The sequence below is a fragment of the Thermomonospora umbrina genome (assembly GCF_003386555.1).
GTDB lineage: Bacteria > Actinomycetota > Actinomycetes > Streptosporangiales > Streptosporangiaceae > Thermomonospora > Thermomonospora umbrina.
Map to the genome: position 1 here is coordinate 1,683,497 of NZ_QTTT01000001.1, position 20,536 is coordinate 1,704,032.

General features: G+C 73.1%; 20 protein-coding genes. 11 read left to right on the plus strand and 9 right to left on the minus strand.

Going from position 1 to position 20,536, the window contains the following annotated elements:
* Nucleotides 1–76: 76 nt before the first annotated feature.
* Both DFJ69_RS07240 and DFJ69_RS07245 read left to right on the plus strand, forming a co-directional pair.
* Nucleotides 77–1,723 carry a DNA recombination protein RmuC gene (locus DFJ69_RS07240; protein WP_245974107.1) on the plus strand — a complete coding sequence of 549 codons (1,647 nt, stop codon included), beginning with the start codon at nucleotides 77–79 and terminating at the stop codon, nucleotides 1,721–1,723.
* On the plus strand, nucleotides 1,720–2,292 hold the full coding sequence (locus DFJ69_RS07245) for a DUF6542 domain-containing protein (protein ID WP_116021767.1): 573 nt from the start codon (nucleotides 1,720–1,722) through the stop codon (nucleotides 2,290–2,292). Before DFJ69_RS07240 ends, DFJ69_RS07245 begins: the two co-directional genes overlap by 4 nt.
* A 16-nt stretch (nucleotides 2,293–2,308) precedes the next feature.
* Here the strand turns inward: DFJ69_RS07245 and DFJ69_RS07250 are convergent, their stop codons facing one another.
* Nucleotides 2,309–3,277 carry a 4-hydroxy-3-methylbut-2-enyl diphosphate reductase gene (locus DFJ69_RS07250; RefSeq protein ID WP_116021768.1) on the minus strand — a complete coding sequence of 323 codons (969 nt, stop codon included), beginning with the start codon at nucleotides 3,275–3,277 and terminating at the stop codon, nucleotides 2,309–2,311.
* A gap of 223 nt (nucleotides 3,278–3,500) precedes the next feature.
* Here DFJ69_RS07250 and DFJ69_RS07255 point away from each other — a divergent pair, with 223 nt between their 5' ends.
* The 3 genes from DFJ69_RS07255 to DFJ69_RS07265 are packed head-to-tail and all read left to right on the plus strand — an operon-like array spanning nucleotide 3,501 to nucleotide 5,889.
* The gene (locus tag DFJ69_RS07255; protein WP_116021769.1) at nucleotides 3,501–4,382 is read left to right on the plus strand and encodes a DUF8129 domain-containing protein; all 882 of its coding nucleotides are present in this window, start codon (nucleotides 3,501–3,503) and stop codon (nucleotides 4,380–4,382) included.
* Between the two features lie 54 nt (nucleotides 4,383–4,436).
* Nucleotides 4,437–5,648 (plus strand): exodeoxyribonuclease VII large subunit, encoded by a 1,212-nt coding sequence (xseA, locus tag DFJ69_RS07260; protein ID WP_116021770.1) that lies wholly within the window; start codon nucleotides 4,437–4,439, stop codon nucleotides 5,646–5,648.
* Between the two features lie 10 nt (nucleotides 5,649–5,658).
* A complete protein-coding gene (locus DFJ69_RS07265) occupies nucleotides 5,659–5,889 on the plus strand; it encodes an exodeoxyribonuclease VII small subunit (protein ID WP_116021771.1) in 231 nt (76 codons plus the stop codon).
* A gap of 5 nt (nucleotides 5,890–5,894) precedes the next feature.
* Here DFJ69_RS07265 and DFJ69_RS07270 read toward each other — a convergent pair whose 3' ends face one another.
* Both DFJ69_RS07270 and DFJ69_RS07275 read right to left on the minus strand, forming a co-directional pair.
* Nucleotides 5,895–6,536, minus strand: a complete 642-nt coding sequence (locus DFJ69_RS07270; RefSeq protein ID WP_245974108.1) for a DUF4245 domain-containing protein — start codon at nucleotides 6,534–6,536, stop codon at nucleotides 5,895–5,897.
* A gap of 20 nt (nucleotides 6,537–6,556) precedes the next feature.
* Complete coding sequence (locus DFJ69_RS07275) at nucleotides 6,557–7,255, minus strand: TetR/AcrR family transcriptional regulator (RefSeq protein ID WP_116021772.1); 699 nt, start codon at nucleotides 7,253–7,255, stop codon at nucleotides 6,557–6,559.
* A 246-nt stretch (nucleotides 7,256–7,501) separates the two neighbouring features.
* Here DFJ69_RS07275 and glpX point away from each other — a divergent pair, with 246 nt between their 5' ends.
* A complete protein-coding gene (gene glpX / locus DFJ69_RS07280) occupies nucleotides 7,502–8,524 on the plus strand; it encodes a class II fructose-bisphosphatase (RefSeq protein WP_211328537.1) in 1,023 nt (340 codons plus the stop codon).
* Between the two features lie 18 nt (nucleotides 8,525–8,542).
* Here glpX and DFJ69_RS07285 read toward each other — a convergent pair whose 3' ends face one another.
* On the minus strand, nucleotides 8,543–9,157 hold the full coding sequence (locus DFJ69_RS07285) for a DUF1707 SHOCT-like domain-containing protein (protein WP_245974109.1): 615 nt from the start codon (nucleotides 9,155–9,157) through the stop codon (nucleotides 8,543–8,545).
* Between the two features lie 104 nt (nucleotides 9,158–9,261).
* Here DFJ69_RS07285 and DFJ69_RS07290 point away from each other — a divergent pair, with 104 nt between their 5' ends.
* On the plus strand, nucleotides 9,262–10,455 hold the full coding sequence (locus DFJ69_RS07290) for an MFS transporter (protein WP_116021774.1): 1,194 nt from the start codon (nucleotides 9,262–9,264) through the stop codon (nucleotides 10,453–10,455).
* 12 nt (nucleotides 10,456–10,467) lie between these two features.
* Here the strand turns inward: DFJ69_RS07290 and DFJ69_RS07295 are convergent, their stop codons facing one another.
* Both DFJ69_RS07295 and pdxR read right to left on the minus strand, forming a co-directional pair.
* Complete coding sequence (locus DFJ69_RS07295) at nucleotides 10,468–10,728, minus strand: hypothetical protein (protein ID WP_425453309.1); 261 nt, start codon at nucleotides 10,726–10,728, stop codon at nucleotides 10,468–10,470.
* A 27-nt stretch (nucleotides 10,729–10,755) separates the two neighbouring features.
* Nucleotides 10,756–12,159, minus strand: a complete 1,404-nt coding sequence (gene pdxR / locus DFJ69_RS07300) for a MocR-like pyridoxine biosynthesis transcription factor PdxR (protein ID WP_116021775.1) — start codon at nucleotides 12,157–12,159, stop codon at nucleotides 10,756–10,758.
* A gap of 69 nt (nucleotides 12,160–12,228) precedes the next feature.
* On the opposite strand from pdxR, the gene DFJ69_RS07305 reads away from it, so the two are divergent.
* On the plus strand, nucleotides 12,229–13,161 hold the full coding sequence (locus DFJ69_RS07305) for a DMT family transporter (RefSeq protein ID WP_116021776.1): 933 nt from the start codon (nucleotides 12,229–12,231) through the stop codon (nucleotides 13,159–13,161).
* Nucleotides 13,162–13,221: 60 nt separating this feature from the next.
* Here the strand turns inward: DFJ69_RS07305 and DFJ69_RS07310 are convergent, their stop codons facing one another.
* Nucleotides 13,222–14,025 (minus strand): RNA-guided endonuclease InsQ/TnpB family protein, encoded by an 804-nt coding sequence (locus DFJ69_RS07310; RefSeq protein WP_170177563.1) that lies wholly within the window; start codon nucleotides 14,023–14,025, stop codon nucleotides 13,222–13,224.
* 114 nt (nucleotides 14,026–14,139) lie between these two features.
* Between DFJ69_RS07310 and DFJ69_RS07315 the strand changes: the two genes are divergently transcribed.
* Entirely contained in the window at nucleotides 14,140–15,780 is a 1,641-nt protein-coding gene (locus DFJ69_RS07315; protein ID WP_116021778.1) for a fumarate hydratase, read from the plus strand.
* A 4-nt stretch (nucleotides 15,781–15,784) separates the two neighbouring features.
* Here the strand turns inward: DFJ69_RS07315 and DFJ69_RS07320 are convergent, their stop codons facing one another.
* The gene (locus DFJ69_RS07320; RefSeq protein ID WP_147312230.1) at nucleotides 15,785–17,038 is read right to left on the minus strand and encodes a serine/threonine-protein kinase; all 1,254 of its coding nucleotides are present in this window, start codon (nucleotides 17,036–17,038) and stop codon (nucleotides 15,785–15,787) included.
* 178 nt (nucleotides 17,039–17,216) lie between these two features.
* Between DFJ69_RS07320 and DFJ69_RS07325 the strand changes: the two genes are divergently transcribed.
* A complete protein-coding gene (locus tag DFJ69_RS07325) occupies nucleotides 17,217–18,476 on the plus strand; it encodes a serine/threonine-protein kinase (RefSeq protein WP_116021780.1) in 1,260 nt (419 codons plus the stop codon).
* A 93-nt stretch (nucleotides 18,477–18,569) separates the two neighbouring features.
* Nucleotides 18,570–19,961 carry a class II fumarate hydratase gene (locus tag DFJ69_RS07330; RefSeq protein WP_116026462.1) on the plus strand — a complete coding sequence of 464 codons (1,392 nt, stop codon included), beginning with the start codon at nucleotides 18,570–18,572 and terminating at the stop codon, nucleotides 19,959–19,961.
* Nucleotides 19,962–20,009: 48 nt separating this feature from the next.
* Here DFJ69_RS07330 and DFJ69_RS35380 read toward each other — a convergent pair whose 3' ends face one another.
* Nucleotides 20,010–20,438, minus strand: a complete 429-nt coding sequence (locus DFJ69_RS35380; RefSeq protein WP_245974111.1) for an aggregation-promoting factor C-terminal-like domain-containing protein — start codon at nucleotides 20,436–20,438, stop codon at nucleotides 20,010–20,012.
* Nucleotides 20,439–20,536 lie beyond the last annotated feature (98 nt).

Below are 20,536 nucleotides of genomic sequence, written 5' to 3' on the forward strand. Positions count from 1 at the left end.
GAGTCTAATTGCCCGAGGCCGGTCTGTCTCGGCGCGTCGCGTCCGTGCGGTCACGCCCCGGTGTCACGATTCCGTCATGGATCTCGCGCTGCTGCTCGGCCTCGTCCTGGGCGTCGCCCTGGGCGGGGTGGCCGGGTACGCGCTGGCCACCACCCGCCAGGCGGGGACGATCGCGCGGGCCAGGGCCGCCGAGGAGCAGATCGGCCAAGTCGAGGAACGGCTCTCCGGGCACTTCGAGACCCTCTCGGCCAAGGCGCTGGACGCCAGCAACCAGCGGTTCCTCGAGCTGGCCGACACCCGGTTGCGGGCGGCCGGGGTCGAGGCGGCGGGCGAGCTGGAGCGGCGCAAGCAGGCCGTCGAGCATCTGGTCACCCCGCTCCGCGACACCCTCGCCAAGGTGGAGGAGCAGCTCCGCGAGGTCGAGACCGGACGCCGCGAGTCCCACGCCATGCTGGCCAAACAGGTCGAGTTCGTCCGCCGCAGCTCCGAGGAGCTGCGCGCCGAGACCCAGACCCTCGTCCGGGCGCTGCAACGGCCGGACGCCCGAGGCCGCTGGGGGGAGCTCCAGTTGCGTCGCGTCGTCGAACTGGCCGGGATGACCCGCCACTGCGACTTCGACGAGCAGGTCACCGCGCAGACCCCCGACGGCGTCGTACGGCCCGACATGGTGGTGCGCCTGGCGGGCGACAAGAGCATCGTGGTCGACTCCAAGGTCCCCCTGACCGCCTACCTGGAGGCGGCCGCCAGCGACGACCCCCGAGTGCGCGCGGCCAAGCTGGACGCGCACGCCAAGCACCTCCGCGACCACGTCGACCGGCTCGCCTCCAAGACGTACTGGCAGGCGTTCCACCCGTCGCCCGAGTTCGTGGTGCTGTTCATCCCCGGTGAGGCGTTCCTGGCCCCCGCCCTCGACCGCTCCCCCGAGCTGCTGGAGTACGCCATCTCCCGGCGGGTCCACCTCGCCACCCCCACCACGCTGATCTCGATGCTGCGCACCGCCTCGTACGCCTGGCAGCAGGCGGCGCTGTCGCGCAACGCGCGGGCGGTGTTCGAGCTGGGCAGGGAGCTGTACGAACGGCTCGGCACGATGGGCGGGCACATGGACGAGCTGGGGCGTTCCCTGGCGGGCGCGGTGCGGTCCTACAACCGAACGATCGGGTCGCTGGAGAGCCGCGTGCTGGTGAGCGCCCGCCGGCTCAACGACCTGGGCGTCGTGAACGGCACCCTGGAGGCCCCACAGCCGGTGACCGAGAGCCCCCGCCCACCGTCCGCCGCCGAGTTGGACGGCCGTGTCGCCGACGCGCACGCACCTCCCGGACGACCGGGCTCCGAAACGGTAGGTTTCGCGGAACAGGTCCTCCACGACCCTGCCCGCTCCACGACACCGGCCACCACCGGGACCTTCGGGCCCGCTGGGGGCCATGGAGCCGGAGACTCCGAAGCCGAAGCCTCGCGAGACTCTGGAACCACCGGTGGAGCCGGGGCCTACCGAGACCTCGGAGCCGCCGGTGGAGGCGAAGCCGCGCGAGGCGGCGGGGCCTCGGGAGGGATCGGAGCTTCGCGGGACTCGGGAGCCGATGGTGGGTCCGGAGCCTTGGGAGGCGGCCGAGCCGCCGGAGGTCGTGAAGTCTCGGGAGGCGAGGGAGCCGCTCGGGCCGCCGGAGCCGCGGAGGGCGGCGTGAGCCGTCTCGGGGATCGCCGGAGCGAGGAGGATCTGGGTTGACCGTCACGACAGCGCGCGAGCCGTCCCATGCGGCCGCGCCGGCCACCTCGGAGGGACCAGTGTCACGTCGGGCCGGGCGGTCGGCGACCACGGTCACCGGCCGGGGGGGCATCGTCATCCTGTTCGTCGTCGGCCTGCTGGGCGCGCTGGCGTCCCGCTGGTTCGACCTGGGCGCGGCGGCGGGGCCGGGGTTCGTGGCGGGCTGCGTGCTCGCCGCGCTGACGACCCGTCCGGCCGACCTGCTGACCCTGGCGGTGTGCCCGCCGCTGGTGTTCCTGCTCGTCACCGTGGTCGCCGAGGTCCTCACCTCGCTGGGCGGGGAGTCGCTGGGGCGCGAGGTGCTGGTCGGTCTGGCCACCACCATGGCCACCACCGCGCCGTGGCTGTTCCTCGGGACGCTGCTGGTCGTGGTGATCGCGCTGCCGCGCGGGCTGCCCACGACGGTGCGGGAGTTCCGCACCCGGCTGGCGGGCAGCCGCATCCTCGCCGAGGACGAGAGCCAGGACCCGGTGCGGTGGGACGAGTCGCCCCGCCGCGACCCGCACCTGCACCACGGCGAGGTCGACTAGCCCCCGGACCGGGCGCCTACGGCACGGCCGGGGCGCGCAGGTCCTTGCGGAGCTCGTGCGGCAGGGCGAAGCGCATGCTCTCGGGGACGGACTCGACCTCGTCGACCCGGGTGTAGCCGCGCTCGGCCAGCCAGGAGACGACCCCGCGGACCAGCACCTCGGGCACCGACGCGCCGCTGGTGACGCCGACCGTGGTGACACCCTCCAGCCAGGCCGGGTCGATCTGCTCGGCGTAGTCGACCAGGTACGACGCGTCCGCGCCGTACTCGAGGGCGACCTCGACCAGGCGCACGGAGTTGGACGAGTTGGTGGAGCCGACCACGATCACCAGTTGGGCCTGCGCCGCGATCTCCTTCACGGCGGTCTGCCGGTTCTGCGTGGCGTAGCAGATGTCGTCGGACGGGGGGTCCATCAGGTTGGGGAACCGCTCCCGCAGCGCCGCCACGGTGGCCAGCGTCTCGTCGACCGACAGCGTGGTCTGCGACAGCCAGGCGACCTTGTCGGGGTCGCGGACCTGCACGCCGGCGACGTCGCCGGGGCCGTCGACCAGGTGGATGTGGTCGGGGGCCTCGCCGGTGGTGCCGATGACCTCCTCGTGGCCCTCGTGGCCGATCAGCAGGATGTCGTAGTCGTCGGCGGCGAACCGCACGGCCTCCTTGTGGACCTTGGTCACCAGGGGGCAGGTCGCGTCGATGGTGCGCAGGTTGAGCCCGCGGGCCTCCTCGTGCACGACCGGGGCCACGCCGTGCGCGGAGAACACCACGATCGCGCCCTCCGGGACCTCCTCGGTCTCGTCCACGAAGATCGCGCCGCGCTCCTCCAGGGTCTTGACCACGTGCACGTTGTGGACGATCTGCTTGCGGACGTAGATCGGGGCCCCGTACTTCTCCAGGGCGATCTCCACCGCCTCCACCGCGCGGTCGACGCCCGCGCAATAGCCACGCGGCTTGGCCAGCAGGACACGGCGCTCACTGGTGGAGGTCATGTCCCGATTGTACGAGCCGCCCGGCCCGTGTCGTTCGACTTCACCTGGGTACCGGCCAGGTGACCATGATGTGACCCGATCCACGACACGCCTTGGCCCGTCGGGGATCGGCTCGGGGTGACCACGATCGCGGAGATACGGCACAGTGATACAGGACGGCCGTGTTGTATCGATCCAGACCCGTCACGACAGATGACCCGGGGACACCAGGGAGACGAGGACGATGACCAAGTCGCCGCGCCGCCTCAAGCAGCAGGTCCAGGACACCGTGGGCGAGCAGGTCCGTGACCTCCCGTTGAACGCCGTCCGGTTGGCGATGTTCGGGGTGGGCCGGGCGCTGCTGCTGAGCGATCGGGTGACCAAGGACTACAAGGAGATGCGGGAGAGCGGGGTGGGCCCGGTGCTGGGCCGGCTCCGTGACGACGCGCAGCACACGGCGGGCAAGGTCGCCGGTCGGGTGGCCACCATCGTGCGCGGCGAGGACGAACGCTCGGCGCGCACGACCACCGCGTCCTCCGTCGCCGCCCCGCCCAGGCCCGCGCCGCGCAACGCCGCCACGACCTCCACGAACTCCACGACCTCCACGAGGGCCGGCACGCAGGCCGCCGCAAAGGCTTCCGGGAAGGCTTCCGGAAAGGCCACGGCGGGCTCCGGCGAGCGCGAGATCGCGATCGGCAAGCCCGCCAAGGAGCCCGTCGCCAGGCCCGCCCCGGAGCCGACCGCCGAGTCCGGACCCCGACGCGCGCCGGCGCCGAGCCCCAAGCCCGCCGGCCGGGCCGAGCCCGTGCCGCGGCCACAGCCTGAGACCCGCCGCGAGACCCCGCAGGCCCGACGCGAGTCCCAGCCCGACACGCGACGCGAGTCCCAGCCTGAGACGCGACGCGAGTCGCGGGCGGAGGGCGACGAGACGAAGGGCGCCGACCTGCCGGTGCCCGACTACGACGAGGCGACGCTCCCGCAGCTCCGCGCCCGGCTGCGTGGGCTGACCGCCGACCAGGTCAAGCTGCTGCGCGAGTACGAGCGCCGGCACGCCGCCCGCGCCGAGGTGCTCAGGATGTACGAGAACCGGATCGCCAAGCTCAACGGCGGCTCCCACGGCGGGTGACGCCGCAGCGCGGGAGGACGGGCCGCCGGCCGATCCGGCGTTAGGCTGCCGGGCATGGCGATGGAGACCTCGGCGGAGTCGCCGGTGCCCGTCCGCACCGTGCTGAACGCGGTGGGCGGCTGGATCGGCAGGCTCGGCCGGATCTGGGTGGAGGGGCAGATCACCGAGCTGAACCGGCGTTCCGGCACCGTCTACCTGACGCTGCGGGATCCGGTGGCGAACATGTCGGTCCGGGTGGTGGGGCCCCGCGCGGTGTTCGAGGCGGCCGGGCCCGCGGTGACCGACGGGGCCCGGGTGGTCGTCCACGCCAAGCCCGACTTCTGGATCAACCGGGGCACCTTCTCGCTCAGCGCGCTGGAGGTCCGTCCGGTCGGCGTCGGCGAGCTGCTGGCCCGGCTGGAGCGGCTCAAGCAGGTCATGGCGGCCGAGGGGTTGTTCCGGCCGGAGCGCAAGCGCCCGCTGCCGTTCCTGCCCGGCGCGGTGGGCCTGATCTGCGGCCGGGACTCCGACGCCGAGCACGATGTGCTGGAGAACGCGCGACGGCGCTGGCCCGCCGTCCGGTTCCGCGTGGAGAACACGGCCGTGCAGGGCTCGTACGCGGTGGGCGAGGTGATGGAGGCGCTGCGCAAACTGGACGCCGACCCCGAGATCGAGGTGATCATCGTCGCGCGGGGCGGCGGGGCGATGGAGGACCTGCTGCCGTTCTCCGACGAGGCCCTGGTCCGCGCCGTCGCCGCCGCCCGCACCCCTGTGGTCAGCGCCATCGGGCACGAGCAGGACTCCCCGATCCTGGACCTGGTGGCCGACGTCCGGGCCTCCACGCCGACGGACGCGGCCAAGAAGGTCGTCCCGGACGTGCGCGAGCAGCTCCAGCTCGTACGGCAGTTGCGCGACCGGGGGCGGCGCTGCGTGGCGGGCCGGTTGGAGCGGGAGCGGGCGTGGCTGGACGGGGTCCGGTCACGGCCCGCGCTGGCCGACCCGGTGCGGGAGGTCGAACGCAAGCACGAGCAGGCCCTGGCCCTGCGGGACCGGGCCCGCCGGTCGTTGTCGGGGGCGTTGGACCGGGCGGGCGACCAGCTCTCCCACACCCGGGCGCGGCTGCTGGCGCTGTCCCCCGCCGCCACCCTGGAACGCGGGTACGCGATCGTGCAGCGCGGGGACGGGACGGTGCTGCGGTCGGCGTCCGAGGCCGCCAAGGGCGACGAGCTGCTGGTCAGGTTGGCGGACGGGCGGCTGCGGGCCACCGTCGACGGACCCGACGACTAGGCTGAGGCCCGTGACCGACGAGAAGAGGCCCTCCTACGAGGAGGCTCGGGACGAGCTGGCCGACGTCGTGCGGCGCCTGGAGGCCGGGGGCCTCACGCTGGAGGACTCGCTGGGGCTCTGGGAGCGGGGCGAGCGGCTCGCCGAGATCTGCGAGGAGTGGCTGGAGGGGGCCCGCGCCCGACTCGCCGCCGCGATGGCCGCTCCGGAGGACGCCGCCAAGGACGACCGCACCCCGTTCTAGCCCCGTTACGACGTGGGCGACGTGGCCGGGATCGCGCCGCCCTTGGCCTGCGGCTTGAGGGACGCGGCCAGCACCGCCAGCTCCTCGTACGAGGCGGTGCCGGTGACGACCAGCGTCAGGTCCGGCAGCGTCCGCACCAGCGACCGCTGGTCCTTGTCCTTGCGGTAGTAGCGCTGCCAGGTCTGCCCGGCGACCTGCTGGGGCCCCAGGGCGTCACGGGAGTTGGTCATCCGCCACAGGTACTCGCCGACGGGCCGCTCGTTGCTCTGCTCCAGCGCGGCGTACTCGTCCGACGGCGTCACCATGCCCAGGTGCCAGGCGACCGGGCCCTTCTCGCCCAGCCCGGACAGTCGGGAGCTGGTGGGCCGCCAGGCGGCGGGCAGCCCCTCGGGGGCGTACGGCCGGTAGGGCGCGTCGGAGCGCAGCGCGAACAGGTGACCGGCGTAGTCCGCGGTGGGGAGCCGTTCCTCCCCGTCGCGGGGGGCGATCAGCACGACGAGCCCGGCCAGCACCACGCAGGCCAGCATGGCCATGGTGAAGCCGCCCAGCCCGGTGGTGAGCCTCTTGTAGACGCCCGGGGACACCTCGTACGGCCCCTCCGCGGGCGAGGCGGCGGGCTCGGCGGGCTCGGTGGTCTCGTCGGTCACCCCGCCAGGATCGCGCACGGTCACGACCGCTCCGCACGGGGGCTGCGGATGGTGCCGATGATCTCCATGATGTCGGAGGCCAGCCTGCGGGAGGCGCCCTCGTCCTCGCCCAGGGAGATCTCGGTCACGGCGGCGGCCATCGCCCCGGTGAGCACGATCACCAGCGGCTCGTCCACACCCCCGTCGGGGGTGTGGAACAGGGCGGCGTTGCGACGGGCCCACTTGCGCAGCCGCTTGTGCATCACCCGGTCGAAGCCGGGCGGGCCGTCGCCCCGGATGAACAGCCGGGACATCCGGCGGTCGGCCAGACAGCCGTCGAGGTAGGCGTTGGCGCCCGCGATGAACACCTGCATGGGGTCGGTCTCACCGGCCGCGCGGGCCGCGTGCACCGCGTCGCGGGTGCGCTCCTGTTGACGGGTCTGGAACTCGTCCCACAGCGTCAGGTACAGGTCGGCCTTGCCGTTGAAGTGGTGATAGAGGCTGCCGACGCTGGCGCCCGCGCGGGCGACGATGTCGGTCACCGCGGCCTGCGCGAACCCCGACTCGGCGAACACGTCGCGTGCGGCGGTCAGGAGGGCCCCGCGGGTGGCCGCCCCGCGCTCGGAGCCCCGGGGGGACTCGGCCCGGTCCTGCTCCGCGGGGCCGCCGGGGACGGCGCCCACCGCGGCCGCGCCGCCCGTCCCGGTCTCGCCGGACGGCACCTGGATGTCGCTGCTCATGAGAGCAGAGATTACGCCCTATGGGACGGGGGTCACGATCCCCGCCCACCCGTGGGCCGCCGGACCGAAACCGGGAACGGTCCGGAGGTGATCGTGTCCGACGGTCGGGTACCTCCCGGGCATCGGTGCCGCTCACCTCTGGTCTGGTCCAATTTGTTGGCTCGGCGTGGTGGGCCGGAGAATCAGGCACCTGCCGACCGAAAGGGCTGTATCGCGATGTCTGCCATGTCCGTGAGGTCCGATGACATGACCGCTGCCTCCCCGCTCGCCACCGAGCCGGCCGCCCCCGACCGCAACCTGGCCATGGAGCTGGTCCGCGTGACCGAGGCCGCCGCCATGGCCGCCGCCCGCTGGGTCGGCCGCGGCGACAAGAACGGCGCCGACGGCGCCGCGGTCAACGCCATGCGACAACTGATCAACACCGTGTCCATGCGGGGCGTGGTCGTCATCGGCGAGGGCGAGAAGGACAACGCGCCCATGCTCTTCAACGGTGAGGAGGTCGGGGACGGCAGCGGCGCGGAGTGCGACGTGGCCGTGGACCCGATCGACGGCACCCGGCTGACCGCCCTGGGCATGCCGAACGCCATCGCGGTCATCGCGGTGGGCGCGCGGGGCTCGATGTACGACCCGTCCGCCGTCTTCTACATGGAGAAGCTCGTCACGGGCCCCGAGGCCGCCGACGCGGTCGACATCGAACGTCCGGTGGCCGACAACATCAAGGCCGTGGCCAAGGCCAAGGGCTCCTCCGTGGAGGACGTCACCGTGGTCATCCTCGACCGCCCCCGGCACGAGGGCATCGTCAAGGAGGTCCGCGAGGCCGGGGCCCGGATCAAGTTCATCACCGACGGCGACGTGGCCGGAGCGATCATGGCCGCCCGCGAGGGCACCGGCGTCGACCTGCTGCTGGGCATCGGCGGCACCCCGGAGGGCATCATCACCGCCTGCGCCATCAAGGCCATGGGCGGCGTCATCCAGGGCCGGCTGTGGCCGCAGGACGACGCCGAGCGGCAGAAGGCGATCGACGCCGGGCACGACCTCAGCCGGGTGCTGACCACCGACGACCTGGTGACGAGCGACGACGTGTTCTTCGCCGCGACCGGCATCACCGACGGCGAGCTGGTCGACGGCGTCCGTTACCGCAAGGGCATCGCGGTCACCCACTCGCTGGTGATGCGTTCGCGGAGCGGCACCATACGGAAGGTGGCGAGCGAGCACCAGTTGGCCAAGCTGCGGGCCTACAGCGCCATCAACTTCGACCAGGCGGTCTAGCCGTAGGGACGGGGCCGGTCAGGGGCTCTTGCGGAGCCGGCCCCGCATCCGTTCGCGCAGCGTGCGCTTGGGGGCGCGGGCCCGTACCGAGCCCAGCACCATGCGTCCGCTGATCTCGATGGTGGGCCCGTCGCCGTCGGGCCTGACCCGTACCTCGCGGGTGCTCAGGACGCTGCGGCCGGTCACGTCCACGCGCACGCCCTCGGGGACGAGGAGCCGGATCCGCCCGCAGAGCACCCACGAGTCCAGCACCACGTGGCGACGCTGCAGGATGGCCTCGCGCAGGTCGAGCTCCACGGTGCCGAACAGGGCGTACAGGGGCAGCCGGACGGGCATCACCCAGCGCCCCTCCCGGCGCACCGAGCCGAAGGTCGCCTGGAGAGGGCGGTCGTCGACGAGGATCGGCTGCGCCTCGGCCGGGGACAGGTCGCCGGTCAGGCCGGTCAGCTCGCCGAGGGTGCGGGCCGCGTAGACGCGGGTGGTGCGCTCGGAGTGCTCCTCCATGGTCAGCCGCCCGTCCGCGAGGGCCTCGCCGAGCATCGCCGCGACCCGTTCCCGGTCGGCGTCGGAGGCCCGCAGATCGTGCACGCGCGTCACCGGCTCCGCGGGGGCCGGGCGCCAGGGGACTTCCACCCCTCGACGATAGCGTTCCCCGCCCATTGACCCGGGTGATCCCGGTCCCTACGCTGACGCGAATCTCCTTCACATTCTTTCGGGACGATGCGCGGAGGCCGCCGATGGACGCACGGGATCGTCGGGCACGGGTGTCGGCCTACTCCGCCTTCGCCGTCCAGGGGCTGTGCTTCGCCTCCCTGGTCACCCGGGTGCCGCGGGTGCAGGACGCCCACGACCTCAGCGACGGGGCGCTCGCGCTGGTGCTGCTGCTCGTTCCGCTGATCGCCGGAGCGGGCAGCGTCGTGGCGGGGGCGCTCTTCCCCCGCTTCGGCAGCGCCCCGGTGCTGCGCGTGGCCCAGCCCGGGGTCTGCGTCGCGGTGACCTTCGTCGGCCTCACCGGCGGCGGGTTGGTGCCGCTGTACGCGGCCGTGGCGGTGTTCGGCCTGTTCGTCGGCGGGGTGGACGCGGCGATGAACGCGCAGGCCGTGGCGGTCGAACGCCGCTACGGGGTGAGCCTGCTCACCGGCTTCTACGCGGTGTGGAGCGTCGCCGGGATCGTCGGGGGCCTGTGGGTCGCCCTGGCCAACCGGCTGGACCTGTCGCTGTTCGCCGGCTTCGTGGTCCCCACCGTGCTGGGAGTGGCGGTCTCCCTCGTCACCGGGCGCGGCCTGTACGGCAAGGACGAGGAGGGCACGGGGCCGAGCGCCGAGGAGCTCAGGGCCGCCGCCCGACGGGTGCCCTGGCGTCCCGTGCTGGTCGTGGGCGCGGCCATGGGGATCTTCTATCTGGCCGATGCCGCCGTCTCGAACTACTCCGCCAAGTACCTGGAGGACGAGCTGGGCGCGAGCGACTACGCGGCTCCGCTCGGGTACGTGGCGTACCAGGTCGCGATGGTGGTGACCAGGGCGGCGGCCGACCTCGGGGTGCGGCGCCACGGGGGCGTTCAGGTCGTCCGGCTGGGCGGGTTCGTGGGACTGGTCGGGATGATCGGGGTGGTGGCCGCGCCCAACGCCGTCGCCGCGATCGCCGCGTTCGCCGTGGCGGGGCTGGGGCTGAGCGTCGTCGCCCCGGTGGCGTTCTCGGCCGCCGGGCGGGTCGACCCGACGGGCCTGGGGGTCGCGGTGGCGCGGCTGAACGTCTTCAACTACGTGGGGTTCGTGCTGGGGGCCGGGATCGTGGGGGCGGTCGAACCGCTCAGCGAGACCGACGGGCTGCGGTTGGCGTTCGCGGTGCCGGCGGCGCTGGTCGTCGGGATCGTGCTGCTGGCCCGCGGATTCGCGCCGCGGCCCGAGGCCGCGGCGCGCTCCGCGGGCTGACGGCGTCGGAGGTCACTCCTCCAGGGCCGTCACCGCGTGCTCACCCTGGCTGGCGGCCTCCTCGGGGGTCAGGCTGCGCAGCGCCTCCTGCAGGGCGAGCGAGGCGGCGTCCACGGCCGCCCGCGCGGTGATGGCGTGCTCCTGAGAACGTTCCAGGTCGCCGAGGCCGAGACAGTCGAACGCCACCTGGGCGTCGTGCACGGCCAGCCTCAACTGTCGCGCCGCCTCGTCCAGACTCATCGTGCCTCCGGTCCGCCGCTCCGACTCGATCATCCGCACCCTCCTCGCGTCCGCCACGTCCTACCCACGAACACCGGCGGCAATCGCCCGGCTCAGCGTCTCCACCGCCGCCCGCAGCCGAGTCTCACCGACCCGTCCGTAACCGAGGACGAGGGCGGGCGGCGCGGGCCGGGACCACATCGGGGCGGCCCCCTCCAGCACCACGCCGGAGCGCGCCGCCTCCGCCACCACCCGGGCCTCGTCACAGTCCGTAGGCAACTCAACATACAGGTGCAATCCCGCCGCGACACCCTGGACGCGGACATCGGGCAGCAGCTCCGCGAGCGCGGCGACCAGCGCGTCGCGCCGCGACCGGTACAGCCGCCGCATCGCCCGCAGATGCCGGTCGTACGCGCCCGAGGCCAGCAGGTGCGCCAGCGCGTACTGCTCGATGACGGGGCCGCCGATGTCGGTGTTGACCCGGTGCTCGCGCAGCGGCCCGAGCAGCGCGTCCGGAACGACCGCCCAGCCCAGCCGCAGCGCCGGGGCCAGCGACTTGCTCACCGATCCGGCCAGCACCACCCGATCGGGATCGAAGCCCTGCAGACAGCCCACCGGATCCCGGTCGTAGCGGAACTCGGCGTCGTAGTCGTCCTCGATCACCACCCCGTCGACCGCCCGCGCCCACGCGACCAGCTCGGCCCGGCGGCCCGGGGCCAACACCACGCCGGTCGGGTACTGGTGCGCCGAGGTGACCAGCACGGCGCGGGCCCCGGAGGCCGCCAGCGCCGCGACGTCGAGGCCGTCCGCGTCGACCGGCACCCGCACGATCCGCACCCCGGCGGCCGCCAGCATGGGGAGCTGCCGGTCGCTGGCCGGGTCCTCCACCGCCAGGGTCGTGTGCCCTTGCGCCACCAGCACCTGAACGACCGAGGACAGGACGTGCGCGACCCCGTTCATGACGATGATCCGGTCGGGGGCGGCATGGGCGGCGCGGACCCGACCGAGGTAGCCGGCCAGCTCGACGCGCAGCTCCGGGACGCCCCCCGACTCGGGATAGGACAGCGCGTCGTTGGGGATCGTCCGCAGCGCCGTGCGGACCGCCGCCGCCCAGCGGTCCCGGGGGAACGCGCCCAGGTCGGGCCCCGGCCGCAGGTCGCACGGGCTCGCCCCGGCGGCCACCGCCGACGCCGGCTGCTCGTGCGGCGCGACGGCCGGCGGCGGCACCGGATCGAGGCGCACGGTGCGGGCGACCCGCGTGCCGTCGCCGTTCCGGGCGGTCAGGAAGCCCTCGGCGATGAGCTGCTCGTACGCGGTGACCGCCACCCCGCGCGAGACCGCCAGATCGCGGGCGAGGTCGCGGCTGGAGGGCAGCCGGGTCCCGGCGGCCAGCCGGCCCTCGCGGATCGCGGTGCGCAGCCCCGCGGCGATCTGCGCCGACAGCCGGCCCGCCGCCCGATCCAGCGGCACGTGGAGATCGGTCACCGTGGTCCACTCTCTCGGAGGTCGATTGGTCCTGTTGATAAGACCAAACGACTCCTAGCGTGACATGTCATGATCTCCTCCACCAACCCGCGCGGCGCCCTCGGGGCCGCCGCGGCCATGGCCCTCGTCGGGACGCTGACCGCGGTGTCGGCCACCCTCGACGGCTATCCGATCTTCGGGGGGCAGGCGCTGCGGTACACGCTCGCCGCCGCTCTGCTGCTGGCGGTGGTCCGCCGGATCGACCGTCGGGCGGGCCGACCGGGACCGCGGCCGACCGGGCGGGAGTGGGGCCTGCTGGTCGCGCTGGCGGCCACCGGTCTCGTGACGTTCAACGTCTGCGTGGTGGCGGCCACCGAGCACATCGGCCCGGCCACCGTCGGCACGGTGATCGCCACCGTCCCGATCCTGCTGGCCGTGGCCGGGCCGCTGCAGCAGCGCCGCCGCCCCAGGCCGGCGATCGTGGCGTCGGCCGTGGTGGTGGCCGTCGGGGCGGGGCTGGCGACCGGCCTGGGCGGCGCGAACGCGACCGGGCTGCTGCTGGCGCTGGGCGCGCTGGGCGGAGAGGTGTGCTTCACGCTGCTGGCGGTCCCTCTGCTGCCCCGACTGGGGGCCTTCCGGGTGTCGGCGTACTCCGCCGGGCTCGCCGTACCGATGCTGGTCGTCGTCGGCCTGCTGGTGGACGGCCGGGGCCTCGTGCGGACGCCGACCGCCGGGGAGGCCGCCGCGCTCTTCTACCTGGCCGCGATCGTGACCACCGTGGCGTTCTTCCTCTGGTACGACGCGCTGGGCAGGCTGGGCGCGGACCGGGCGGGGCTCTTCGCGGGCCTCCTGCCGATCAGCGCGGTCGTCACGTCGATGGCGCTGGGTCTGGGACGCCCGGGCGCGGCCGAACTCGCCGGGGCCGTGCTGGTCGCCGCCGGAGTGGCGGCGGGCCTGCGACCGACACGGGCCCCCGCCCCGCCCCCGCCTGGGCGCGTCGTAATATCAGATTCTCGGCCATGAAGGGCCGAGCTTGCAGCCAGGGCCCGACCGGCTGTCGGGTCACCCGCCGCGTCCAGCCCTCTAACGGAGGGCAGGGGCGGATGACTGCCGCCCCGCGTCCCACACAACGATGCCCAGGCGGGCGATGTTGCGAGAAGCGTTGTGGTCCGCGTGCGCAACGACGCCGCAGCCCCGACACATGAACACTGCCTGCTCGACCCGGTTGGCCCGCTCACGGTGTCCGCAGTCGGCGCACGTCCGGGACGTGTGGGCCGGGTTCACCAACACCACCGGCACACCCGCCCGCCGGGCTTTGTAGGCGATGAAGGCCCCGAGTTGGTGGAACGCCCACGAATGGAACGCGGCCCGTTGGGGCCTGCGGTGCCGTACCCGGTCCCGGATGCCCGTGAGGTCCTCCAGGGCGATCCCGTATCCGGTGCGTTCGGCCTCGGCCACGATCCGTTTCGACACCCGATGATTGACATCACGCGCCCGCCGCTGCTCCCTACGGCGCTGCCGCTTCAACACCCGCTTGGCGGACTTGGTGCCCTTGGCCTGGAGCTTGGTGCGCAGGTCCCGCATCCTCTGGCGGTGCCGATTCAACCCACGCCCCGCCGCCCGATAGCCGGTGGAGGTGGTGGCGATGTCGGCGACGCCCAGGTCCACCCCGATGAAACCGCCGGGTTCCTCGTTCAACGGCTCCTCGGGCGCCTCGACCGTGACCAGTAGCAGCCACGCGCCGTCCCGGTGCAGCAAGTCCGACTCGCCGCGCGGGCACTCGGCGATCGTCTTGCGCGCCGAGGTCGAGCAGGCGAACGGCACGTTCTTCAACCTGCCGTTGACGGTCCAGATCGAGACGGTGCCCGCGCCCAGCGCGAACCCCACCCCCGTCGCGTACGAGGGATGCGATTCCGCCCAGGCCTCGGGGGCCCCCGGTTCCCCGCTGGAAATATGCTGAGGGACGGCCCCTGCCCCTGGCGTGATACGAGGAACCCGACGATGGCTGAGTTCTCCTACACCGACCTGATGCCGACCGGACCGGACGAGACCGAGTACCGGTTGCTGACCACGGACGGCGTCTCCACCTTCGAGGCGGGGGGCCGGACGTTCCTGCAGGTCGAGCCGGAGGTGCTGCGCCTGCTGACGGAGACCGCCGTCCACGACATCTCGCACCTGCTGCGCCCCGCCCACCTGCGACAGCTCCGCCGCATCCTGGACGACCCCGAGGCGTCGGCCAACGACCGGTTCGTGGCCCTGGACCTGCTGAAGAACGCCAACATCGCCGCCGCCGGCGTCCTGCCCATGTGCCAGGACACCGGCACGGCGATCATCATGGGCAAGCGCGGCCAGCACGTGCTCACCGACGGCCGCGACGAGGAGCACCTGTCGCGCGGGGTCTACGACGCGTACACGAGGCTCAACCTGCGCTACTCCCAGCTCGCGCCGCTGAGCATGTGGGAGGAGAAGAACACCGGCAGCAACCTGCCCGCGCAGATCGAGCTGTACGCGACCGGGGGCGACGCCTACAAGTTCCTCTTCATGGCCAAGGGCGGCGGCAGCGCCAACAAGTCGTTCCTCTACCAGGAGACGAAGGCGGTGCTGAACCCGAAGCGGATGATGACCTTCCTCGAGGAGAAGATCCGCTCCCTGGGCACCGCCGCCTGTCCGCCGTACCACCTGGCCGTCGTGGTGGGCGGCACCAGCGCCGAGTACGCGCTCAAGACCGCCAAGTACGCCTCCGCTCACTACCTCGACGGGCTGCCCACCTCGGGCACGACCTCGGGCCATGGGTTCCGCGACCTGGAGCTGGAGCAGCAGGTGTTCGAGCTGACGCAGCGCCTGGGCATCGGCGCGCAGTTCGGCGGCAAGTACTTCTGCCACGACGTGCGCGTGGTGCGGCTCCCCCGGCACGGCGCGTCCTGCCCGGTCGCCATCGCGGTCTCGTGCAGCGCCGACCGGCAGGCCACCGCCAAGATCACCGCCGAGGGCGTGTTCCTGGAGCGGTTGGAGTCCGACCCGGCCCGCTACCTGCCCGAGACCACCGAGGACCAGCTCGAGGGCGAGGTCGTCCGGATCGACCTGAACCGGCCGATGGACGAGATCCGCGCCGAGCTGACCCGGTACCCGGTGAAGACCCGGCTGTCGCTGACCGGTCCGCTGGTGGTGGCCCGCGACATCGCGCACGCCAAGATCAAGGAGCTGCTCGACGCGGGGCGGCCTATGCCGCAGTACCTGCGCGACCACGCCGTCTACTACGCCGGGCCCGCCAAGACCCCGGAGGGCTACGCCAGCGGCTCGTTCGGGCCGACCACCGCAGGGCGGATGGACTCCTACGTCGAGCAGTTCCAGGCCGCCGGCGGGTCGTTCGTGATGCTCGCCAAGGGAAACCGCTCCCAGCAGGTCACCGACGCGTGCAAGGCGCACGGCGGCTTCTACCTGGGCTCCATCGGCGGCCCGGCCGCCCGGCTCGCCCAGGACTGCATCAAGAAGGTCGAGGTCCTGGAGTACCCGGAGCTGGGCATGGAGGCGGTCTGGCGGATCGAGGTCGAGGACTTCCCGGCGTTCGTCGTGGTGGACGACAAGGGCAACGACTTCTTCGCCGACACGACGGGCCCGCTGCTGAGCATCGGGCGCCGCTGACCCGTCAGTGGGGCGGCCGGCGCTCGCGGCCGCGTCGCTTCTCCTTGGAGGCCCCGCCGGGCTTGTGCGGGGGCTTCCGCGTGGCCTTGGGCCCGGTGGCCCGGGGGCTGGTCAGGGGCGACGCCCCGGGCGTCGGCGTGGCCGACCCCGAGGCGGCGGGCCGCTGCGGGACGGGCACCGCCGTCGTCACCGTGACCTCGATGCGGCGCGGGGCCTCGTTCTCCGTGCCGCCCCCGAGGTACACGCCCGCGAACGCGCCCGCGCCCAGCGACACCGCCGCCGTGACCCAGCCCGTCATCAGCCGGGAACGGCGACGCCGCATCCGTCGGGGCGGCGGGGGCGGCACGACCCCCGCGTCGGTGGGCGGCTCGGGCGGCGTCCACAGCTCGGCGACGGCCAGCGCCGCCGTCGGCTCCGCGCGGGGCTCCAGGAGGGTGCTGAGGAGGTCTTCGGCGTCGGGGCGCAGCGCGGGCTCCTTGGCGAGCGCGGCCTCGGCCAGGCCCCGCAGCGGCTCCCCCATCCCGGCCAGGTCCGGCGGCAGGGCGAGGATCCGCTGGGCGAGCTGCCGGCCGTCGCCCTCCCCGAACGGGTGCCGTCCGGTCGACGCGTACGCCACCAGCAGACCCCAGCCGAACACGTCGCACGCGGCGTCCGAGGGGCCTCCGGTGAGCCGTTCGGGGGCGATCCAGCCGGGGCTGCCCATCACCACCCCGGCCTGCGTCTCCCCGCCGGAACCGTCCAGGGGGTGCGCGATGCCGAAGTCGATGACGCGGGGCCCGTCGCGGGCCAGCAGGACGTTCGACGGCTTGATGTCGCGATGCGCCACCCCGGCCCCGTGGATGGCCACCAGCGCGTCGGCGACCCCGATGGCGACCGCATGCCGGGCCTCCGGGGACAGCGGCCCCTCCTCCTCCACGACCTGCGACAGCGGAGGGCCCGGGATGAACTCGGTGACCAGGAAGGGACGCGTGCGGTCGCTGCCGTCCTCGACGACGCGGGCGATGCAGCACGAGCCGATCCTCCCCGCGTAACCGGCCTCGTCGCGAAAACGGCGGCGGGCCTCGGGGTCGATCGAATGGGAGGCGTGCAATGTCTTGACCGCCACCAACCGGTCGTCGTCCCCGGCCGTGCCGAGATAGACCAGGCCCATTCCGCCGGTCCCCAGCCGCCCCAGCAACCGGTAGCGCCCGACCTCCTCCGGGTCCCCGGGCATCAGGGGCAGGACGCCGGACGGCAACGGGCGCAACGGTGGCTGCAACGGCTGTCCTCTTCCGAATCGACGTCGGGGCCGGCGCCGGTTCCGGTCCCCGTTCCGCGCGACCGTTCCTTCCCAGAACCACACGACCGATGCGGGCCGTGCTCCAAGAACAACTGTTTCCCCAAACGTCGGGCGAACCGGCCGGTGACAAGGTGGTCATTCCGGTATCTTTCTCGCCATGTCTCAGTCAGGGCGCCTCGTGCTGGCGACGCGCTATCGGCTGATCTCCGAAATCGGCCAGGGCGCCAACGGAACGGTGTGGCGGGGTCACGACGACCTGCTCGACCGGGCCGTGGCGATCAAGGAGCTGAGGCTGCCCGGGGACCTCGGCGAAGAGGACCGGGTGGTCTTCTACCGCCGTACGCTGCGCGAGGCGCGCGCTCCGGCCCAGTTGCGCACCCCGTCGATCGTCGAGGTCTACGACGTGGTGATCGAACAGGGTCGCCCGTGGATCGTGATGGAGCTGATCGAGGCGCCCAACCTGGAACAGCTCATCGAACGGGACGGGCCGCTCCCGCCGGCCCGGGTCGCGCACATCGGCCGGCAACTCCTCGACGCGCTGGCGGTGGCGCACCGGTCGGGCATCATCCACCGCGACCTCAAGCCCAGCAACGTGCTGCTGGACGGCGACCGCGTGGTGCTGACCGACTTCGGGCTCGCGTTCTCCCCGGGGGCGGCCAGCCTGACCAAGTCGGGGCACTTCATGGGCTCCCCCGCGTACGTGGCGCCCGAGGTCGCCGCGGGCGACCGGGCCACCCCGCAGTCGGACCTCTGGTCGCTGGGCGCCACCCTGTACGCGGCGCTGGAGGGACGCCCCCCGTTCGACCGCGGCAACGTGATGGCCACGCTCAGCGCGCTGGCCAACGAGGATCCCGCCACGCCGCAGAACGCCGGCCCGCTGGCCCCGGTGGTCTCCGGCCTGCTGCAGAAGAACCCGCTGCGCCGGCTCACCCACGCCCGTGCCGTCGACCGCCTCGAACGGGCCATGTCCGCGCCCCGGGCCGCCCGCCGCCAGGCCACCCCCCGCCACCGGCTCACCGTGGTGGTGGCGCTCATCGGGGCCACCGTCGCGGCCTGCGGCATCGGCGTCGGCGCGCTCCTGGTCGGGATGATGCGGGAGGGCCCGGACGAGTCCACCCCGCCGACCCCGCAGAGCACCGCGCGCGGCGGCGCCGCTCCTCCGGCGGCCGGCACCAACCCGCTGGTCGTCCGGGCCGTCGGGGACACCTGCCGGATCTTCGTCACCGAGGCCGGATCGCTGAACTTCGAGTTCCGGGGCCTGTTGGCGCGCGGCGACGAGCGGGTGTTCGACAAGCCCCGGCTGTCGGCGGTCATCTACGACACCGCCGCCTGCGAGGTCTGGGTCAAGGGCAGCAGGCAGCCGCTCGGCGCGCCCGGCACCCGCAAGGACTACCTCATCGACAAACGGGCCGGGTGATCTCCGCCTCGCGTTCCCGGCTCCGGGAATGCCGGGCCCGGCCCTCGGGCTGCATCACCACGGATGGGTAGGTCGCTTCCGGAGGTGTCGATGATGACCGAGCAGGACTATCGGGTCGAACGTGACTCCATGGGCGAGGTGCGGGTCCCCGCCGAGGCGCGATGGCGGGCCCAGACGCAGCGGGCGGTGCAGAACTTCCCGATCTCGGGACGTCCGATCGAGCCCGCGCAGATCGCCGCGCTGGGCCGGATCAAGGCCGCCGCCGCCAGGGTGAACGCCTCTCTCGGCGTGCTGGAGGAGGATCTGGCCGGCGCGGTCGAGGCGGCGGCGCGGGAGGTCGCCGACGGCCGCTGGGACGCGCACTTCCCCATCGACGTGTTCCAGACCGGCTCGGGCACCTCGTCCAACATGAACGCCAACGAGGTCATCGCGACCCTGGCGACCGAACGGCTGGGCCGCCCGGTGCATCCGAACGACCATGTGAACGCCTCGCAGTCGTCCAACGACGTGTTCCCCTCCTCGATCCACATCGCGGCCACCGAGGGCGTCGTCACCGAGCTGATCCCGGCGCTGCGGCACCTGGCCGCCGCGCTGGAACGCAAGTCGGAGGAGTTCCGCGACGTCGTGAAGGCCGGACGGACGCACCTGATGGACGCCACCCCCGTCACGCTGGGGCAGGAGTTCGGCGGCTACGCGGCCCAGGTCCGGTACGGGGTGGAGCGGCTGGAGGCGGTGCTCCCCCGGCTCGCCGAGCTGCCGCTGGGCGGCACGGCGGTCGGCACCGGCATCAACACCCCGCCGGGCTTCGCCGCCCGGGTGATCGCGGAGATCGCGCGGGAGACGGGTCTACCGCTGACCGAGGCCCGCGACCACTTCGAGGCGCAGGGCGCGCGGGACGGGCTGGTCGAGGCCAGCGGGGCGCTGCGGACCATCGCGGTCGGCCTCAACAAGATCGCCAACGACCTGCGCTGGATGGGCTCCGGGCCGACCGCCGGGCTGGCCGAGATCCGGCTGCCGGACCTACAGCCCGGCTCGTCCATCATGCCGGGCAAGGTCAACCCGGTGATCTGCGAGGCGGTGATCCAGGTGGCCGCCCAGGTGATCGGGAACGACGCGGCGGTCGCGTTCGGCGGCGCGGCGGGCAACTTCGAGCTCAACGTGATGCTGCCGATGCTGGCCCGCAACGTCCTGGAGTCGATCCGGCTGCTGGCCGCCTCCTCCCGGCTGCTCGCCGACCGGTGCGTGGACGGGATCGAGGCCGACGTGGAGCGCCTGCGCGCCTACGCGGAGTCCTCACCGTCGATCGTCACGCCGCTGAACCGGTACCTCGGCTACGAGGAGGCCGCGGCGATCGCCAAACAGGCCCTGCGGGAACGCAAGACCATTCGTCAAGTGGTGCTGGAACGCGGTCACGTGGAACGCGGAACGCTCACCCTCCAACAACTCGACACCGCTCTCGACGTGCTCGCGATGACCGGTCGCTGAATTGCGTTCGGACGCCATTCCGCGGCGTTTTCGGCGGCCGTTCCTTGATCAATACCAGCGGTGTTCGCGCCAGAACGCCCAGGCCCGACACGGGGTGCGGTAACGGCTCTTGACATAGCGCAGTCCCCAGCGGATCTGGGTGCGCGGATTGGTCCGCCAGTCGTTCCCGGAGCGGGCCATCTTACCCGCCGGGAGCGCCTGCGGGATGCCGTACGCGCCGGAGCGCGGGTTGCGGGCGCGGTGGTTCCAGCCGCTCTCGCTGGTCCACAGCCGGTCCAGGCAGCGGTACTGCCGGCCGCCGGCCCAGTGCCGCCGCACGAGTTTGCGGGCGATCTTCTTGTTGCGCTGGGCCCGCATGACGTGATGTCGATGCCGCTTGTACACCGCCGCCTTCGCGACCGGCCGCCGTTCCGAGTCGGTCGGAAGCGGGGCGGCGGCGGCAGCGGTTCCCGGCACCGCCACCGCCAGTGCCACCATGATGATCGCGGTGCCGGATCGCTGTTTTCGCGGTCCCGATTCAGCTTGGATTCGATGTCTGCGCACAGTTGTCAGCGTGCGACGAAACGGCAGCCTTA

Bases quoted from the DNA above. Each gene is read 5' to 3' on its own strand.
- DFJ69_RS07240 (WP_245974107.1), top strand. From the start codon at position 77: ATGGATCTCGCGCTGCTGCTCGGCCTCGTCCTGGGCGTCGCCCTGGGC.
- DFJ69_RS07250 (WP_116021768.1), bottom strand. From the start codon at position 3,277: ATGACCTCCACCAGTGAGCGCCGTGTCCTGCTGGCCAAGCCGCGTGGC.
- DFJ69_RS07255 (WP_116021769.1), top strand. From the start codon at position 3,501: ATGACCAAGTCGCCGCGCCGCCTCAAGCAGCAGGTCCAGGACACCGTG.
- xseA (WP_116021770.1), top strand. From the start codon at position 4,437: ATGGCGATGGAGACCTCGGCGGAGTCGCCGGTGCCCGTCCGCACCGTG.
- DFJ69_RS07275 (WP_116021772.1), bottom strand. From the start codon at position 7,255: ATGAGCAGCGACATCCAGGTGCCGTCCGGCGAGACCGGGACGGGCGGC.
- glpX (WP_211328537.1), top strand. From the start codon at position 7,502: ATGACCGCTGCCTCCCCGCTCGCCACCGAGCCGGCCGCCCCCGACCGC.
- DFJ69_RS07290 (WP_116021774.1), top strand. From the start codon at position 9,262: ATGGACGCACGGGATCGTCGGGCACGGGTGTCGGCCTACTCCGCCTTC.
- DFJ69_RS07295 (WP_425453309.1), bottom strand. From the start codon at position 10,728: ATGATCGAGTCGGAGCGGCGGACCGGAGGCACGATGAGTCTGGACGAG.
- DFJ69_RS07305 (WP_116021776.1), top strand. From the start codon at position 12,229: ATGATCTCCTCCACCAACCCGCGCGGCGCCCTCGGGGCCGCCGCGGCC.
- DFJ69_RS07315 (WP_116021778.1), top strand. From the start codon at position 14,140: ATGGCTGAGTTCTCCTACACCGACCTGATGCCGACCGGACCGGACGAG.
- DFJ69_RS07325 (WP_116021780.1), top strand. From the start codon at position 17,217: ATGTCTCAGTCAGGGCGCCTCGTGCTGGCGACGCGCTATCGGCTGATC.
- DFJ69_RS07330 (WP_116026462.1), top strand. From the start codon at position 18,570: ATGACCGAGCAGGACTATCGGGTCGAACGTGACTCCATGGGCGAGGTG.
- DFJ69_RS35380 (WP_245974111.1), bottom strand. From the start codon at position 20,438: ATGGTGGCACTGGCGGTGGCGGTGCCGGGAACCGCTGCCGCCGCCGCC.